The following is a 17101-nucleotide window of genomic DNA, read 5'->3' as shown; positions in this document are numbered from 1 at the left end:
CGGACCGGCGTCAGTGAGTGCCGCCGGCCCCGCAAGCGAGCGCGGGTCGGGCACCGAGCCGAACCAGAGACTCAGGTGAGCGACCTGGTCGGGGTCCGCAATGATCACCAAGCCCGCGCCCGCACCGCTACCTGACCCCCAGCCAAAGACCCGTACAACCACGGGACTTGAAGCCGACTGGTTTCGGCCTGCGAACGTTTCTGCCCGCGAATTTTGCGAGAGGTATTGACGCTGATCACCGGAACCCTATGATCCAGTTGCTCGACCCTTCGGTCAATGTTCGCTATGCCGAACACTCAGGGCCGCACCACACCGCCCCCGGACAGCCCCTGACGGGCCAAACCGGAGTCGCTTGCCCAAGGATGACGAGGTCCTTATGCGCAGAAGTAGGTTCAGTCTCAAACGTCCGTCCGTGGTGCTAGCCGCCGCGGTTGCGGCCCTGGCCGCGTTGGCGGGGCTGCTCGTCGTCAGCCCGGCTCAGGCGGCCGGCGACAACCAGAAAGGGACCGACGTGCCCCGGGCGAGCAACGCGTGTGCTCTTCCGTCGACGTACCGCTGGACATCGACCGGCCCGCTGGCGCAGCCGAAGTCGGGGTGGGCCTCGCTCAAGGACTTCACCAGCGTCGTCTACAACGGCAAGCACGTCGTCTATGCCACGACGCACAACACCCTCGCCGGTAACGATGGGCGCTGGGGATTGACGACCTTCAGCCCCTTCACGAACTGGTCCGACATGGCCACCGCCACCCAGAACACGATTCCCTTCGATGGCATCGCGCCGACGCTGTTCTACTTCGCCCCGAAGAACATCTGGGTGCTCGCCTACAACGGGGGTTGGCCAGATGCCTTCTCCTACCGCACTTCGAGCGACCCCACCGACCCCAACGGCTGGTCCGCGCAGCAGACGCTGTTCACGGGCACCCTCCCGGCTGGGGGCCCCCTCGACGTGACCCTCATCGGCGACGACACGAACATGTACATGTTCTTCGCCGACGACCAAGGCAACATCTATCGGTCCAACATGTCCATCGGGAACTTCCCGGGCAGCTTCGGTTCGTCGTTCACGAAGATCATGAGCGACACGGCGGCCAACCTGTTCGAGGCGCCGGAGGTCTACAAAGTCCAGGGCCAGAACCAGTACCTCATGATCGTCGAGGCGCAGGGGGGCAACAACGGGCGCTTCTTCCGTTCGTTCACCGCCACCAGCCTGGACGGCCCGTGGACACCGCAGGCCGACACCGTGAGCAACCCCTTCGCCGGCAAGGCCAACAGTGGCGCCGCCTGGACCAACGACATCAGCCACGGCGATCTGGTTCGCACCAACCCCGACCAGACCAAGACCATCGACCCTTGCAACCTCCAGTTCCTCTACCAGGGGCGCGACCCCAGCACCGACGGCATGGACTACGGCCTCCTGCCGTACCGGCCGGGCGTGCTGACACTGCAGCCCTAGCCGGTGGCGTGCCCCAGGTCCTGGTGTTCCTGACGTTCGCGGGCAGCGACGTACGCCGAACCGGGTGAGCGTCACAGCGAGCGATCAGGAACGGGTGGAGTTGGAGCGGCGGGCTCGGTGCAAGGCCGAGCCCGCCCGTGCACGCGGAGAACTCGGATGGTGGCGGCCTCGTCCTCGTCGACCACGAGACGCGGAACGTGTCAAGCCTGGTGAGTCGGTCGGTTTCAGTTGCTTGGTGACCTGCTCGGCCATGTGCCGGGCGGGTTCCGGCCGAGGGTGGTCCGGGTCGGCGTGCGGCCTGAGGGTCTTCGAGCAGGCGGATGACGTCAGTCTCCTCGGGTTCCCGGTCACGACAGGCAGCGCATCTGACACCTGACGTTCCGTCAGATATGGCGCTACGATGCCGAGTCCACCGTGTCCACCATGTAGAAGGGGGCCGTCATGGGCAAGCTCGACGGACGCGTAGTCATCGTCACCGGCGCGGCGCGCGGACAGGGGGAGCAGGAGGCCCGCCTGTTCAGGGCGGAGGGGGCCGAGGTCGTGGTCGCCGACGTCCTCGACGAACAGGGCGAGGCCCTGGCGCGGGACATCGGCGGCCGGTACGTCCACCTGGACGTCGGCGAGGAAGACCAGTGGCGGTCCGCCGTGAGCACGGTCAAGAACGCGTACGGCCGCGTCGACGGACTGGTCAACAACGCCGGCATCCTGCGCTTCAACTCCCTCCTCGACACACCCCTCGACGAGTTCATGCAGGTCGTGCGGGTCAACCAGGTCGGCTGCTTCCTCGGCATCAAGACCGTCGCGCCGGTGATGGAGGACGGCGGCACGATCGTCAACACCGCGTCCTACACGGCTGTGACGGGCATGGCTGCCGTCGGCACGTACGCCGCCACCAAGCACGCCATCCTCGGCCTCACCCGCGTCGCCGCCCTGGAACTCGCGGACCGGCGCATCCGGGTCAACGCCATGTGCCCCGGCGCCATCGACACCGCCATGTCCAACCCGGCCCGGCTGGACCCGGCGGCGGACGCGGCGGAGACGGGCCGGGCCCTGGACGAGCTGTACCGCAAGCTCGTGCCGCTCGGGCGGATCGGGAGGCCGGAGGAGGTCGCTCGCCTCGCGCTGTTCCTGACCGCTGACGACTCCTCGTACATCACGGGGCAGCCGTTCGTGATCGACGGGGGGTGGCTGGCGGGCGTGTCGGTCTTCTGACCGGTCGCCGGGGTCGGTCTTCAGGGCCGGTCGTCCCGCCACTATCTGACTGGCCGTCAGCTATTGACGGTGCGTGCGGGCGGTGCAACAGTCGGGCGGCAGGGAATCTGACGGTGCGTCAGGAATGTAGGGATGGTGACCCGCCTTGGAATTCGGGCTCTTTGTACAGGGATACGTGGGCAAGCGCGCCGAGACCGACCCGCTCGCCGAGCACAAGGCGCTGATGGAGGAGACCGAGTACGTCATCCAGGCGGACAGGTCGGGCTTCAAGTACGCCTGGGCGTCCGAGCACCACTTCCTGGAGGAGTACTCGCACCTCTCCGCCAACGATGTGTTCTTGGGGTACCTCGCTCACGCGACCGAGCGCATCCACCTCGGCTCGGGGATCTTCAACCCCCTCGCCCAGGTCAACCACCCGGTGAAGGTCGCCGAGAAGGTCGCCATGCTCGACCATCTCACCGGCAACCGCTTCGAGTTCGGCAGCGGGCGCGGGGCCGGCTCGCACGAGATCCTCGGGTTCATTCCGGGCGTGACGGACATGAACTACACCAAGGAGATCTGGGAAGAGACCATCGCCGAGTTCCCGAAGATGTGGATGCAGGACGAGTACGTCGGCTTCCAGGGCAAGCACTGGCAGCTGCCGCCACGGAAGATCCTGCCGAAGCCGTACGGGAAGTCGCACCCGGCGATGTGGTACGCGGCCGGGTCGCCCCCGTCGTACGCCATGGCCGCCCGCAAGGGGCTCGGAGTGCTGGGCTTCAGCATCCAGAAGGTCTCCGACATGGAGTGGGTGCTGGAGCAGTACAAGACGGCGGTCGTGAACGCGGAGCCGGTCGGCGAGTTCGTCAACGACAACGTGATGGTGACGACGACGGCGATCTGCGCGCCGACCCATGCCGAGGCGATCGACATCGCCGTGCACGGGGGGCTGCACTACCTCCCCTCGCTGGTGTTCCGGTACCACGACACGTTTCCCCGTCCCGAGGGGTTCCCGGTGTGGCCGGAGACCTTGCCGGAGTACACGCCGGAGTTCGTGGAGCTGCTCATCGAGGAGGAGCTGCTGATCTGCGGTGATCCCGACGAGGTGTTCACGCAGTGCAAGCGGTGGGAGCAGGCCGGGGCCGATCAGCTGAGCTTCGGGTTGCCGGTGGGGGTGCCGAAGGAGGAGACGTTGCAGACGATTCGGCTGATCGGGGAGCACGTGATTCCGAAGATCGATACGGATCCCGTTCATCGGACTTCGCGGTTCCGGGCCGCCGTCTGATCGCCGTCGGCGGGTGCGGGTGCGCTGTGGCCGGTCGCCCGCACGCGGCGGAGCCGCATATCGATACAGCCCCGCGCCCCTGAAGACAGGTAGGCCGGCGCAACGGAGGTTTGAGGAGGGCACCCTCATGCTTGATCACGTCATCAAAGGCGCGACCGTCGTCGACGGGACCGGCGCGCCTGGCTTCACCGCCGATGTCGGGATACGGGACGGTCGTATCGCCGCCGTCGGGATCATCACCGAGGAGGCCCGGACGACGGAGGATGCCGCCGGGCTCGTCCTCGCCCCTGGCTTCGTCGATCCTCACACGCACTACGACGCCCAGTTGTTCTGGGATCCGTATGCCACGCCGTCCCTGAACCACGGGGTGACGACCGTCGCGGCCGGGAACTGTGGGTTCACGCTGGCACCGTTGAATCCGGACCGCCCGGACGACGCCGACTACACGCGCCGCATGATGTCCAAGGTCGAGGGGATGTCGCTGGTCGCGCTGGAGGAGGGGGCGCCCTGGAGCTGGAACGGCTTCGGGGAGTATCTGGACGCCCTGGAGGGGCGGATCGCCGTCAACGCGGGTTTCATGGTGGGGCATTGTGCGCTGCGGCGGTATGTGATGGGGCCGGACGCCGTCGGTGGGCAACCGACCGACGAGCAACTGGACGCCATGCTCCGCCTGTTCCATGAGGCGATGGACGCCGGTGCCTGGGGCTTGTCCACCACCCAGTCGTCCACCCACTCCGACGGCGACGGGCAGCCGGTCGCCTCCCGGCATGCGAAGCCGGCGGAACTGCTCGCGCTGTCACGTGCCGTCGGCGAGCACGAGGGCACGCAGATCGAGGCGATCGTGGCGGGCTGCCTGGACCAGTTCAGCGACGCCGAGATCGACCTGCTGGCGGAGATGAGCGCGGCCGCGGGACGCCCCCTGAACTGGAACGTCCTGACCATCGACGCCGCCGTCCCCGAGCGCGTACCCCGGCAGCTGCTGGCGAGCGAGCAGGCGCGCAAGGCGGGCGGTCGGATCGTCGCGCTCACCATGCCGATCCTCACGCCGATGAACATGTCCCTGGGCACGTTCTGCGCGCTGAACCTGATACCCGGTTGGGGCCCGATCCTGGGGCTGCCCGTCCCGGAGCGGATCGCGAAGCTGCGGGACGCGGACGTGCGGGCCGAGATGCTGCTCCGCGCCCGGTCCAAGGAGGCGGGCGTCTTCCGGCGGCTCGCGAACTTCGGGCGGTACGTCATCGGCGACACCTACAGCGAGGCGAACCGAGGGCTGAGCGGGCGGGTGGTCGGGGACATCGCCGAGGAGCGGGGCCTGGAACCCTTCCAGTGCCTGGTCGAGATCTGCGCCGCCGACGACCTGCGTACGGTCCTGTGGCCCATGCCCACCGACAACGACCCGGCGTCCTGGGCGCTGCGGGCCGAGACCTGGCAGCACGAGGACGTCATGCTGGGCGGCTCCGACGCGGGCGCGCATCTGGACCGGATGTGCGGGGCGCCGTACACGACCCGGTTCCTCGGTGACTGTCTGCGCCGGCGGAAGCTGGTCGGCCTGGAGCAGGCGGTGAAGATGCTGACCGCCGATCCGGCGCGGCTGTTCGGGCTGCGCGAGCGGGGACGGGTGGAGGAGGGCTTCCATGCGGACCTGGTGCTCTTCGACCCGGAACGGATCGACGCGGGCCAGGCCACCCTGGTGCACGACCTGCCGGGTGACAGCCCGCGGCTCGACGCCAGGGCGATCGGGATACGGGCCGTGTGGGTCAACGGGGTCGAGGCGATCCGGGACGACGTGGTGAGCGGCGCCGTACCCGGGAAGGTGCTCAGGTCCGGGCGGGACACCAGGACGGTGAGCACCCGGTGAGCGAAGTGACCGACGGGCAGCCGCTGTTCGTCGGTGGCGCCTGGGTCGAGCCGGACGACGGGCACTACGCCGTCGTCGACCCGGCGACCGAACAGACCGTCGGGTGGGCTCCGGAGGCCTCGCGGGATCAGGTGCACGCGGCGTGTGCCGCGGCCCGCGAGGCCTTCGGGCCGTGGTCCAGGACCTCGCCCGAGGAGCGGTCGGCGGTCCTCGGGCGGGCGGCGGACATCATCGTGAGCCGGTTCGCGCCGTACGCCGAACTCGCGCAGGCCGAGACCGGTGCCACGACGGGGACGGCGCGGGCGATGCAGGTCGGGGTGGGTGTGGCCCGGTTCCGGCGGTACGCACGTGTGGAGCCCGCCGAGTGGGCGATCCCGCCGCAGGTCAACGAGGCGGCTGGGGGCACCTCCCACGCCTTTAAGGCAGTGGGGGCGGGGAAGGCGAGCGTGATGGGGGCGCTGGCCGTGCGGCAGCCGGTCGGGGTCGTCACCTGCGTCACGTCGTACAACAACCCGTGGGCGAACCCGGCCGGCAAGATCGCCCCCGCCCTCGCCATGGGCAACACGGTCGTGGTGAAGCCCGCCCCGCAGGACCCCCTGTCGGTCTACCGCATGGCGGAGGCGCTGGAGGCAGCGGGGGCGCCGCCGGGTGTGGTGAACGTCGTCTCCGGCCGCTCGGCCTCGGTCGGCGAGGCGGCCGTCGCGTCACCGGACGTCGACATGGTGAGCTTCACCGGCTCCACCGCGGTCGGGCAGCGCATCGCCGAGGCCTGCGGGCGGGACATGAAGCGTCAGTTGATGGAGCTGGGCGGGAAGGGAGCCGCGCTCGTCTTCGACGACGCGGATGTGGCCTCGGCGGTGGCGGGCATCGGCACCACCTTCTCCTTCTACAGCGGGCAGATCTGCACGGCACCGACGCGGGTCCTGGCGCAGCGCGGGGTCTACGACCGTCTCGTCGAGCAACTGGCCGCGTACGCACGCCGGTTGAAGGTGGGGGACCCGCGGCAGCCGGACACCGTGGTCGGGCCGGTGATCTCCGCTGCCCATCGCGAGCGGGTGGAGTCGTACGTCGAACTGGGCCGCAAGGAAGGCGCAGTGCTGGTCACGGGCGGTGAACGCCCGCCGTACGACCGCGGCTTCCACGTCGCCCCGACCCTCCTCGCCGACTGCACCAACGACATGCGCGTGGCCCGCGAGGAGATCTTCGGACCGGTGCTCGTGGTCATCCCCTTCGACGAGGAGGACGAGGGCATCGCGCTCGCCAACGACAGCGACTACGGCCTCATCGACTATGTCTGGTCGGGGGACGTGGCCCGCGCCTTCCGGGTGGCCCGGCGGCTGCGGGCCGGCGGGATCGGCGTCAACACCGTCGGGCGCAACATGGAGGCGCCGTTCGGGGGGTTCAAGAAGAGCGGGGTGGGGCGGGACGTGGGGTCGTACGCGCTGCACGCGTACAGCGAGGTGCAGGCGATCGTGTGGCCGGGGTAGGCGCGGGCCGTCAGGGGGTCGCCGAGACAAGCCCGCGCGGTGACCCGCGCTCGGCGGCGGATGAGGGAAGCCGGTCACGTACGGCCTTCGTCGACCCGCACGTACGCTCCCGCACGCGCCGCGGCCGCGGCGGCTTCGGCGGCCTGGTCCGCGGCGGCTACGTCGAGGCGGTCGCAGGTGGTCAGCAGGCCGGTAGTAGAGGGCTGCGGAGACAGCACGGATCACCTCGTGGACATCGGTGCCCTCAGGCACCTCGCCCCTGCCGACGGTCGGACCGGACGCTCAGTCGTCCAGATCCACCCGCACCGTCAGCAGGTTCGTCCCCAGCAGCCGTACCGCCGTGCTGTTGCTGCGGGGCAGGGTGCGCAGACGGGTCACCGGGTCGTCGTCGGGCATGAGGTGGGCCGTGCCGGTGTGCCAGCGCCCGCGGATCCGGACCCGCACCCTCGGGTCGGCCTTGATGTTGCGGACGTACTGGGACAGCTCCCCGAACTCCGAGACCAGCCAGAAGGAGCCGCCGATCCGGCGACCGCCCAATGGGGTGCGGCGGGGCAGTCCGGAGGTCCGGCCGGTGGTCTCCAGCAGGGTCTGCAGGGGCATCCGGCGCGTGAACGGGTTGGCCACGTGACGCTGGAAGGCGGTGGTGGCGCGGTGGCGCAGGCCGGTGGGGCGGGGCATGGTCCGTACGACTCCTTCGCATCCGAGGAGACCCGGGTTCACTTCTGAGCACGTCCGAGTCCCGAACTGTTGCTGCAATGGTCTCCCACGCGCGCGCGAGGAAGGCGGGCGGTCGGCGGATGCGGGTCGTGACCTGGAACCTGTGGTGGCGGTTCGGTCCCTGGGCGGAGCAGCAGAAGGCGATCCTCGCGGTGTTGCCGGTCGGGGTCCCGGCGCCCGTATCGACTACCTCTTCGCGCGCGGCCCGGCCGGACCCGACGGGGTCGGGACCGTGTGAGGCGTAGGGCGGGTCGGGGACAGGCCGGTCGACGGGGTGTGACCGTCGGACCATGCGGCGGCGGTGGCGGATCTGGACTCAGCGCCACAGGCGCGCCCCCCACCAACGACTTCGTGGGCGCCGCGGCCGTGGTCCGTGCCTACCGGCATCGCGTCCTGATCAGGAACGCCTGAGGTCATGACGGCGCTGGAAGACGCGCGAGCAGGTCGTCGATGCCGGCGACCGGTCACACGTGAACGGTTCGTGAGCTGTTCCGGTGCGTGGCACGTGAGCACGATGGTGCAGGAAACACCACGGCGTGCGGTTCGGGACGGGGGCGGACCGCACGCCGATGTCGTTGGTCGGGCCCGATCAGCCGCTCGGCGCATCGCTTACAGATGACACCGCTATCCAGTGCTCACCTCAGGGAGAACCAGTACATGCGCAAGCATCGCCTTCGCCACAGTCTCATTGGTCTGCTGGCCGCTACGGGTCTGGTCGGTGCCATCGCCGGCGCCGGTCCTGCGCAGGCAGCCCCCGCGCAGGCGCGAGCCAAGGTCTACCTGACAACCTCCGTCACCCAGTGGACCCACTACCAGCCCAACCTGCACAGCCACGCAGGAACGCTCTACGCAGGTCGCAACTACTTCTACTGCTGGACCGCCGGGGACTGGTACCAGGGCAACGACCACACCTCTGGTGCCTGGCTCCGCACCGACGATGACACCGGCCACACCAACGTGTACGTCAACATGGTCAACCTGACCGACGCGGACTTCTGGCGCGCTCAAGACCTGCTGCCCCAGTGCTGAGTGGCGCCCACCCGTCGACCTTCTCGCAACTGCTCCTTCAGGGACGGAAGGTGCGGCGGTAGGTGTCGGGTGGGACGCCGACGCTGCGGTGGAAGTGACGGCGCAGGGTAGTGGCGGTGCCCATGCCGGTGGCCGCGGCGATGGTGTCCACGGTGGCGTCGGTCGTCTCCAGCAGTTCCTGGGCGTGGCGAATGCGCTGGGTGTGGAGCCATTGCAGTGGCGTGGTGCCGGTGAGGTGCCTGAAGTGGCGGCCGAGGTGGCGTGAGCTCATACGGGCCTGGCGGGCCAGGTCCTCCACGGTCAGCGGCTGGTCCAGCCGCTCCAGCGCCCAGGGGAAGAGCTGGCCCAGGGGGTGGTTGCCCGGGGCGGGGAGCGGGGTGGCGATGAACTGGGCCTGGCCGCCGTCGCGGTGGGGTGGCACCACCAGGCGTCGGGCGATCTTGTTGGCGTTGGCCGAGCCGTGGTCGAGGCGGACCAGGTGCAGGCACAGGTCCATGGCGGCGGCCTTGCCCGCGGAGGTGAGGACGTCGCCGTTGTCGACGTAGAGGACGTCCGGATCGACGGTGGCCGCCGGGTGGCGCCGGGCCAGTTCCCGAGTGTGGGCCCAGTGTGTGGTGGCGCGCCTGCCGTCTAGCAGTCCTGCCGCGCCCAGGACGAAGGCGCCCGTGCACAGTGAGGCCACGCGGGCACCGGCCGCGTGGGCCGCACGCACCGCCTCGACCAACTCGGCGGGCGGCTCGCGGTCGGTGTCGGCCCAGCCGGGGACGATCACTGTGTCCGCCTGCGCGAGGTGGTCGAGTCCGTGGTCGGGGTCCAGGCGGAAGCGGCCGATGTGCACCGGGCCGCTCCCGCAGAGGGAGAAGTCGTACCAGGGGTCCACGACGTGGGTCAGCTCGGCTCCGAAGACCTCGACGGCCACGGACAGTTCGTAGTGGAGCATGCCGTCGGTGACGGCCAGTGCAACAGCGGGCATGTCCGAAACTGTACGCGGCGTGTCGTTTCCGACGCTCGCGCGGGGTGCTGTCGGAGGGGCAGGCTGTGGGTGTCGGGCCGCAGCGGATCGACATCGCAGCGGGCGTTCGAGAGTGCATGGAGGGGTCGGTCTCATGGGGTCAGGTCAGCTGGTGACGGTGTTCGGCGCATACGGTCACACCGGACGGTTCGTGGTCGCGGAACTGGCCGCGCGCGGGTTCGTCCCGGTGCTGTCCGGGCGCAACGCGCAGACCTTGGCGGAGCTGGCCCAGGAGCACGGGCTGGAGGCCCGGGTGGCGTCCGTCGACGACCCGGACTCGCTGGACCGGGCCCTGGCGGGAACGGCGGCGGTCATCAACTGCGCCGGCCCCTTCGCCTCGACCGTCGGCCCCGTGATCGAGGCCGCGCTCCGCGCGAAGATCCCCTACCTGGACGTGGCCGCCGAACTGGAGGCCAACCTCGACACCTTCGCCCACTACCGCGAGCGGGCCCGGGCCGCGGGAGCGGTGGTCGTCCCGGCCATGGCCTTCTTCGGCGGCCTCGGCGACCTGCTGGCCACCGCGGCGATGGGCGACTGGACCGAAGCCGACGAGGCACACATCGCCTACGCGCTCAGCAACTGGCACCCCACCGCCGGTACCCGGCTCTCGGGCGCGGTCTCCCGCGAGCGACGCGGCGACCACCGCCTGCGCTACAGCGGCGGACAGTGGGAGCACCGCACCGACGCCGCGCCCACCCTGGAGTGGACCTTCCCGGAACCGATGGGACCCCGGCCGGTGATCGGGGAGTTCACGATGGCGGACGTCGTCACCGTCCCCCAGCACCTCGCCATCCCCGACGTGACCACCTACATGACCGCCGATGCGGCCCGAGACGTCTCCGCCCCCCACACGCCGGCCCCGACCGCCACCGACGACAGCGGGCGCTCGGACCAGACCTTCCTCGTCGACGTCGTCGTACGCTCCGGCGGAGCCGAACGCCGGGCCACGGCCGGCGGCCAGGACATCTACGCCGTCACCGCGCCCCTCGTCACGGAGGCGCTTGAGCGCGTTCTGACCGGCCGCACCAAGACCGTCGGCGTCGTCTCCGCGGGCGAGATCTTCGACGCCCCCGACTTCCTGCGCGCGCTCGACCCGCACATCACACTCGACCTGCACCCGCAGCAGCAGAACGCCTGACCCGAGCCATCCGCCCGGCCGTCGGGCGCGCGCCCGACCTCACCGGTGCCCCAAAAAGATCGGGTTCGTGAACGCCGCCATCACCCCCGGCAGCGGCCCCACCGCCGTCTCGTGCCGCAACTCGGCCCGTGCGTAGGCCGCGTACGCCGGTGTCGTGTGCCATTCCGCCGTGCCGGAGCCGGTGACCGGCAGCGGGTCGCTGGTGAACAGCACTCCCTGGTCGGTGACGATGCGGATCGTGCAGCGCGGGGCGCCCGAGGCCTCCACGCGGATGGTGACGGGGGTGTCGGGGCCGGCCTCCAGTCGCTCGCCGATGCCCGCGTGCTGCCCCTTGCCGCCGGTCGCCGTGAAGGACAGCGAGACGTTCTTCGACTCGGCGACGTAGGAGCGGCCCGCGCGGATGCCGTCCTGGATCGCCTCCCGGGTCAGGTCGTCGGCGAGGACGACCGTCTGGGGGAGTCCGACGACGTCGGGGTCCCGGTGCGCGTCGCTGTTGCCCATGGCCGGGAGCCACGTGCGCCCCTCGCGCACGGACGCGACCAGCAGGTTGTCCCATTCGGCCAGGTTCACCTCGTCGTCCGGCGTCCATGGGCCGTTCCACACCTCGACCGCGTCCGCCTCGCCGAAACCGAACTTCCAGCCGCAGCCGATGCAGGTGGCGTGCGGATGGGCGGGGACCACCAGGCCGCCCGCCCGGCGGATCCGGCGGGCGTACGTGCCGAAGCGGTTGTCGCGGGCCCGATAGCGCCAGTCGACGAAGGTGCCGGGCTCGGTGCCGAGCGCGACGACGTGCCCGTTGCGCGTGGTGATCTCCTCGCCGAGAAGGACGAGGAGGTCGTCGCCCGCCTCGCCGGCCCAATGGGGGTGCGAGGTGTGCGTGTTGTGGTCCGAGGTGTTGATGAAGTCGAGGCCGGCCGCCCGCGCGAGGGCCGCGATCTCGGCCGGGGTGCGGCGCCCGTCGGAGTACCAGGAGTGGAGGTGGCAGTCGCCGCGGTACCAGGCCCGGCCCCGGCCGACGGCACGTGAGGGCGGGTACACCGGCCGCGGCGTCTCGCCGGGCTCCCCGTACGTCAGCGTGATCGTGAGCTCGTACGACAGACCCTGCGGCGCGACCGTGTACGGGCCCAGCGCCACGTACCAGGTGCCCTCCCGCACGGGCCCGGGCACATAACCGGGGGTGGCGTCGTCCGCCCGGACGAAGAACTCCGAGCGCGCCCCGCCCGACCAGCCGCGGAAGCCCCGGCCGCCCAGGTCGGTGCCGTGCTCGTCGAAGAGGCCGATGTCCAGGGCGTTGCCCTGGGTGCCGGCCGGGACGGACGGCTTGTCGTAGGTGTAGGCGACCTTGATCTCCCGTACCCCGGACGGGACTTCGACCGGCACGTACACGAAGTCCGGCGACCCCGGGGGCAGGGTGCCGCGGATCGTCGCCGTCCTCCGGGTGCCCTGGTCACCGTGGTCACCCTGGTCACCTTGGTCCTGGCCGTCGGCCGCAGCGAAGCTCACGCTTCCCAACGTAAGTGCGGCGGCCGCGCCCGTCACGAACAGAGCGCGTCGCCCGATGCCGTGCGTGTCCTCACACATACGGGCCACCTTCGGGTCCGGTCGTGAACTCCCGTGAACGGGAAGGGAATCGGCGCCACGATATGTCATGTACACGGAGGTCAGGGGGGATTCCGACCGTAATTGGGGCCGACTGGTCGGTATGGACATCTGGATTCCAGGCCGGTACAGATGGGACATGCGCATCGCCGTGACGATCTTCCTCACCGACGAGACCATCGCCCCCGTCCGGCTCGCCCGTGAGCTGGAGCAGCGCGGTTTCGCCGGTCTGTATCTGCCCGAGCACACGCACATCCCGGTGGAGCGCGTGACGCCGTACCCGGCGGGCGGCGAGCTGCCGCCCGAGTACGGCCGCACCCTCGACCCCTTCGTCGCGCTCGGCCAGGCCGCCGCGGTCACCGAGCGCCTCGGCCTCGGCACCGGCATCACGCTGGTCGCCCAGCACGACCCGATCGACCTCGCCAAGCAGATCGCGACCCTCGACCACCTCTCCGCGGGCCGCTTCACGCTCGGCCTCGGCTTCGGCTGGAACGTCGAGGAGGCCGCCGACCACGGAGTGGAGTGGCGTACGCGGCGCGATCTGGTCCGCGACCGGATGGCCCTGATGCGCGCGCTGTGGTCGGAGGAACCGACCGCCCACGAGGGGGAGTTCGGGAGCGTGCGGGCCTCGTCCGCGTACCCGAAGCCCGTACAGAAGCCGCGCGGCCCGGTCGTCGGCCCGCGCACGCTCATCGGCGGGGCGGCCGGCCCCAAGCTCGTCTCCCACATCTGCGAGTACGCCGACGGCTGGATGCCGATCGGCGGGCGCGGGCTGTCGGAGTCCTTGCCGGTGCTCCGCAGGGCCTGGGCCGAGGCGGGCCGCGACCCGGAGGCGCTGCAGGTGGTCCCGTACGCGGTCTTCCCGACCCCGGGCAAGCTCGCGCACTACGCGGACCTCGGCATCGAGGAGGTCGTGGTGCAGCTGCCGCCGGCGGGGGAGGCGGAGGTGCTGAGGGTGCTGGACTCCCTGGGGTCCCTGGGTTCTCCGGGTTTCCGTGTCGCCGGAGGTCCCGCTGCCAGTGACACCGTGTAACGGGCGGGGGGCCAGGGCGGATCGGGCGGCGCCTGCCCGACCTGATCACCTCGCTCGTATGCTCGAAGGATGACGACCTCCGCGACCTCCGGAACCGGCCCCACCGAGAACTCCATGCGTCGTGCCCTCAAACGTGCCCGGGACGGCGTGGCCCTCGACGTCACCGAGGCGGCCGTCCTCCTCCAGGCCCGCGGCGAGGCCCTCGACGACCTCGCCGCGTCCGCCGGCCGGGTCCGTGACGCGGGCCTCGAAGCGGCCGGCCGCCCCGGCGTCATCACGTACTCGAAGAGCGTCTTCATCCCCCTCACCCGCCTGTGCCGGGACAAGTGCCACTACTGCACCTTCGTCACCGTCCCCGGCAAGCTGCGCCGTGCCGGGCACGGGATGTTCATGTCCCCGGACGAGGTCCTCGACATCGCCCGCAAGGGTGCCGCGCTCGGCTGCAAGGAAGCCCTGATCACCCTCGGCGACAAGCCCGAGGACCGCTGGCCCGAGGCGCGCGAGTGGCTCGACGCGCACGGCTACGACGACACGATCGCCTACGTCCGGGCCATCTCCATCCGCATCCTGGAGGAGACGGGCCTGCTGCCCCACCTCAACCCGGGCGTCATGTCCTGGACGGACTTCCAGCGGCTCAAGCCCGTGGCCCCGTCCATGGGCATGATGCTGGAGACGACCGCCACCCGCCTGTGGTCCGAGCCCGGCGGCCCGCACCACGGCTCCCCCGACAAGGAACCGGCCGTGCGGTTGCGCGTCCTGGAGGACGCGGGCCGCTCCTCCGTACCCTTCACGTCCGGGATCCTGATCGGCATCGGCGAGACGTACGAGGAGCGCGCCGAGTCCCTCTTCGCGCTGCGGAAGGTGTCCCGGGCCTACCACTCCATCCAGGAACTGATCATCCAGAACTTCCGCGCCAAGCCGGACACGGCGATGCGGGGCATGCCGGACGCCGAGTTGGACGAACTGGTGGCGACGGTGGCGGTGGCCCGGCTCATCATGGGTCCGAGCGCCTGCCTCCAGGCCCCTCCCAACCTGGTGGACTCCGAGTACGAGCGGCTGATCGGCGCGGGCATCGACGACTGGGGCGGGGTGTCGCCGCTGACGATCGACCACGTGAACCCCGAGCGCCCCTGGCCGCAGATCGAGGAGCTGGCCGCGCGGTCGCAGGCCGCCGGCTTCTCGCTGCGCGAACGCCTCTGCGTGTACCCGGAGTTCGTACAGCGCGGCGAGCCCTGGCTGGACCCGCGCCTGCGCCCGCACGTACGGGCGCTGGCCGACCCCGAGACGGGCCTGGCGCTCCCCGACGCGGTGGTCGAGGGCCACGCGTGGCAGGAACCGGAGGAGGCCTTCATCTCCTCCGGCCGTACGGACCTGCACGCCTCCATCGACACCGAGGGCCGTACGTCCGACCGCCGCGACGACTTCGACGAGGTGTACGGCGACTGGGCCGAGCTCCGGGAGGCGGCGGCACCCGGGATGGTGCCCCAGCGCATCGACACGGACGTGCGCGAGGCACTGCGCACCGCCGCCGACGACCCGACGCGGCTCACGGACGAGGAGGCCCTCGCCCTGCTGCACGCGGACGGCCCCGCGCTGGACGCCCTGACGCGGATCGCCGACGACGTGCGGAAGTCGGCGGTCGGCGACGACGTGACGTACATCGTCACGCGGAACATCAACTTCACCAACGTCTGCTACACCGGCTGCCGCTTCTGCGCCTTCGCGCAGCGCCGCACGGACGCGGACGCCTACACGCTGTCGCTGGACCAGGTCGCGGACCGCGCCCAACAGGCGTGGGAGGTGGGCGCGGTGGAGGTCTGCATGCAGGGCGGCATCCATCCCGACCTGCCGGGGACGGCGTACTTCGACATCGCACGGGCGGTGAAGGAGCGCGTCCCTGCTATGCACGTACACGCCTTCTCGCCGATGGAGGTGGTCAACGGCGCGACGCGCACCGGCATGTCGATCCGGGAGTGGCTGAGCGCCGCGAAGGAAGCGGGCCTGGACACCATGCCCGGGACGGCGGCCGAGATCCTCGACGACGAGGTCCGCTGGATCCTGACCAAGGGCAAGCTGCCCGCGGCGACATGGATCGAGGTGATCACGACCGCGCACGAGCTGGGCATCCGGTCGTCGTCGACGATGATGTACGGCCACGTGGACCAGCCCAGGCACTGGCTGGGGCACCTGCGGACCCTGGGCCGGATCCAGCAACAGACCGGCGGTTTCACGGAGTTCGTGACCCTCCCCTTCATCCACACGAACGCGCCCGTGTACCTGGCGGGGATCGCGCGCCCCGGCCCGTCGACCCGCGACAACCGCGCGGTGACGGCGATGGCCCGGCTCCTCCTGCACCCGTACATCCCCAACATCCAGACCAGCTGGGTGAAGCTGGGCACGGAGGGCGCGGCGGAGATGCTCCGCTCCGGCGCGAACGACCTGGGCGGCACCCTCATGGAGGAGACCATCTCCCGCATGGCGGGCTCCTCCTACGGCTCTTACAAGTCGGTCAAGGACCTGATCGCGGTGGCCGAGGCGGCGGGACGTCCGGCGAAGCCGCGCACGACGCTGTACGGCGAGGTGTCCCAGGAGCGGCAGCGGGCCGCGGCGGTGTCGGACGGGCATCTGCCGGAGCTGCTGCCGGTCCTGGACTGAGTACGATGATCCGACCCCCGTTGGACGGGGATTCCTACGACGGGGATTCCTCCACGGGGATCCGTAGCTGAGGAGATGCGTGCCGTGCCAGCCCCGAAGGTCTGGGTGACCGGTCTCACGGTGGGAGCGATCGCCGCTGTGGTCGTCCTGGCCGAACAGGCCGACAAGGGGGCCAAGCCCCGTGCGGTCGCCGCCCGGCCGAGCGCGTCGGCGTCGGCGGGCGCGCATCCCAAGCCCACCAGGTCCAGGGCACCGGCCACGGTGCCGGACGGCTCCGGCACCGGGCGGCGCATCGTCTACTCCCTCGGGCAGAAGACGGTGTGGCTGGTCGACGCGAGCGACGCGACGCGCCGTGCCTTCGCGGTGTGGCCGGGGACCGTCAGCCCCGACCCCGGCACCTACACGGTCGGCACGCGCACCGAGGGTCCCATCACCGGCTCCGACGGCGTGAAGATCGAACACATCGTGTACTTCACGGTCAGGTCCGGCTCCAACATCGCCTTCTCCAACGCGGTCGACGGCACCTCACCGCCCCCCGCCTCCGGAACCCCGACGGGCGGTATCCGGATGCGGGCGGCGGACGGCTCGGCGGTGTGGACGTTCGGGACGGCGGCGACGAAGGTCGTGGTGGTCGGCTGACGCCG

12 protein-coding genes and 2 pseudogenes are annotated in these 17101 nt (G+C 70.6%); 10 read left to right on the top strand and 4 right to left on the bottom strand.

Annotated features, from left to right (window positions below; genetic code table 11):
• Positions 1-487 precede the first annotated feature (487 nt).
• The 5 genes and pseudogenes from OG870_RS20360 to OG870_RS20340 form a co-directional block, all read left to right on the top strand.
• A pseudogene (locus OG870_RS20360) lies at positions 488-1453 on the top strand (non-reducing end alpha-L-arabinofuranosidase family hydrolase); the annotation flags it as partial.
• Between the two features lie 441 nt (positions 1454-1894).
• Positions 1895-2665: an SDR family NAD(P)-dependent oxidoreductase gene (locus tag OG870_RS20355; protein ID WP_266516359.1), complete on the top strand. Its 771-nt coding sequence runs from the start codon at positions 1895-1897 to the stop codon at positions 2663-2665.
• Positions 2666-2810: 145 nt separating this feature from the next.
• Entirely contained in the window at positions 2811-3929 is a 1119-nt protein-coding gene (locus OG870_RS20350; protein ID WP_323178403.1) for an LLM class flavin-dependent oxidoreductase, read from the top strand.
• A gap of 127 nt (positions 3930-4056) precedes the next feature.
• The gene (locus tag OG870_RS20345; protein WP_327691230.1) at positions 4057-5787 is read left to right on the top strand and encodes an N-acyl-D-amino-acid deacylase family protein; all 1731 of its coding nucleotides are present in this window, start codon (positions 4057-4059) and stop codon (positions 5785-5787) included.
• A gap of 5 nt (positions 5788-5792) precedes the next feature.
• Entirely contained in the window at positions 5793-7274 is a 1482-nt protein-coding gene (locus OG870_RS20340; RefSeq protein ID WP_405626796.1) for an aldehyde dehydrogenase family protein, read from the top strand.
• 74 nt (positions 7275-7348) lie between these two features.
• Here OG870_RS20340 and OG870_RS20335 read toward each other — a convergent pair.
• Positions 7349-7541, bottom strand: a pseudogene (locus OG870_RS20335) (TetR/AcrR family transcriptional regulator C-terminal ligand-binding domain-containing protein); the annotation flags it as partial.
• A gap of 15 nt (positions 7542-7556) precedes the next feature.
• Positions 7557-7952 carry a nitroreductase/quinone reductase family protein gene (locus tag OG870_RS20330; RefSeq protein ID WP_266516353.1) on the bottom strand — a complete coding sequence of 132 codons (396 nt, stop codon included), beginning with the start codon at positions 7950-7952 and terminating at the stop codon, positions 7557-7559.
• 696 nt (positions 7953-8648) lie between these two features.
• Between OG870_RS20330 and OG870_RS20320 the strand changes: the two genes are divergently transcribed.
• Positions 8649-9020, top strand: coding sequence for a hypothetical protein (locus OG870_RS20320; RefSeq protein ID WP_266516350.1), 372 nt, complete (start codon positions 8649-8651; stop codon positions 9018-9020).
• 37 nt (positions 9021-9057) lie between these two features.
• Here OG870_RS20320 and OG870_RS20315 read toward each other — a convergent pair whose 3' ends face one another.
• Complete coding sequence (locus tag OG870_RS20315; protein WP_266516347.1) at positions 9058-9993, bottom strand: helix-turn-helix domain-containing protein; 936 nt, start codon at positions 9991-9993, stop codon at positions 9058-9060.
• A gap of 133 nt (positions 9994-10126) precedes the next feature.
• Between OG870_RS20315 and OG870_RS20310 the strand changes: the two genes are divergently transcribed.
• Complete coding sequence (locus tag OG870_RS20310; protein WP_327691229.1) at positions 10127-11170, top strand: saccharopine dehydrogenase family protein; 1044 nt, start codon at positions 10127-10129, stop codon at positions 11168-11170.
• A gap of 39 nt (positions 11171-11209) precedes the next feature.
• Here the strand turns inward: OG870_RS20310 and OG870_RS20305 are convergent, their stop codons facing one another.
• A complete protein-coding gene (locus OG870_RS20305) occupies positions 11210-12751 on the bottom strand; it encodes a CehA/McbA family metallohydrolase (protein WP_327691228.1) in 1542 nt (513 codons plus the stop codon).
• A gap of 157 nt (positions 12752-12908) precedes the next feature.
• Between OG870_RS20305 and OG870_RS20300 the strand changes: the two genes are divergently transcribed.
• From OG870_RS20300 to OG870_RS20290, 3 genes are all read left to right on the top strand, one after another.
• Complete coding sequence (locus tag OG870_RS20300) at positions 12909-13802, top strand: LLM class F420-dependent oxidoreductase (protein WP_266583710.1); 894 nt, start codon at positions 12909-12911, stop codon at positions 13800-13802.
• Positions 13803-13871: 69 nt separating this feature from the next.
• Positions 13872-16457, top strand: coding sequence for a bifunctional FO biosynthesis protein CofGH (locus OG870_RS20295; protein WP_266583712.1), 2586 nt, complete (start codon positions 13872-13874; stop codon positions 16455-16457).
• 75 nt (positions 16458-16532) lie between these two features.
• Positions 16533-17096, top strand: coding sequence for a hypothetical protein (locus OG870_RS20290; protein ID WP_266583714.1), 564 nt, complete (start codon positions 16533-16535; stop codon positions 17094-17096).
• Positions 17097-17101 lie beyond the last annotated feature (5 nt).

Origin of the sequence: Streptomyces sp. NBC_00461 (assembly GCF_036013935.1) — a bacterium.
Classification (GTDB): domain Bacteria; phylum Actinomycetota; class Actinomycetes; order Streptomycetales; family Streptomycetaceae; genus Streptomyces.
The sequence above is the reverse complement of the archived record's forward strand: the minus strand, read 5'-3'. Positions and strand labels throughout refer to the sequence as shown.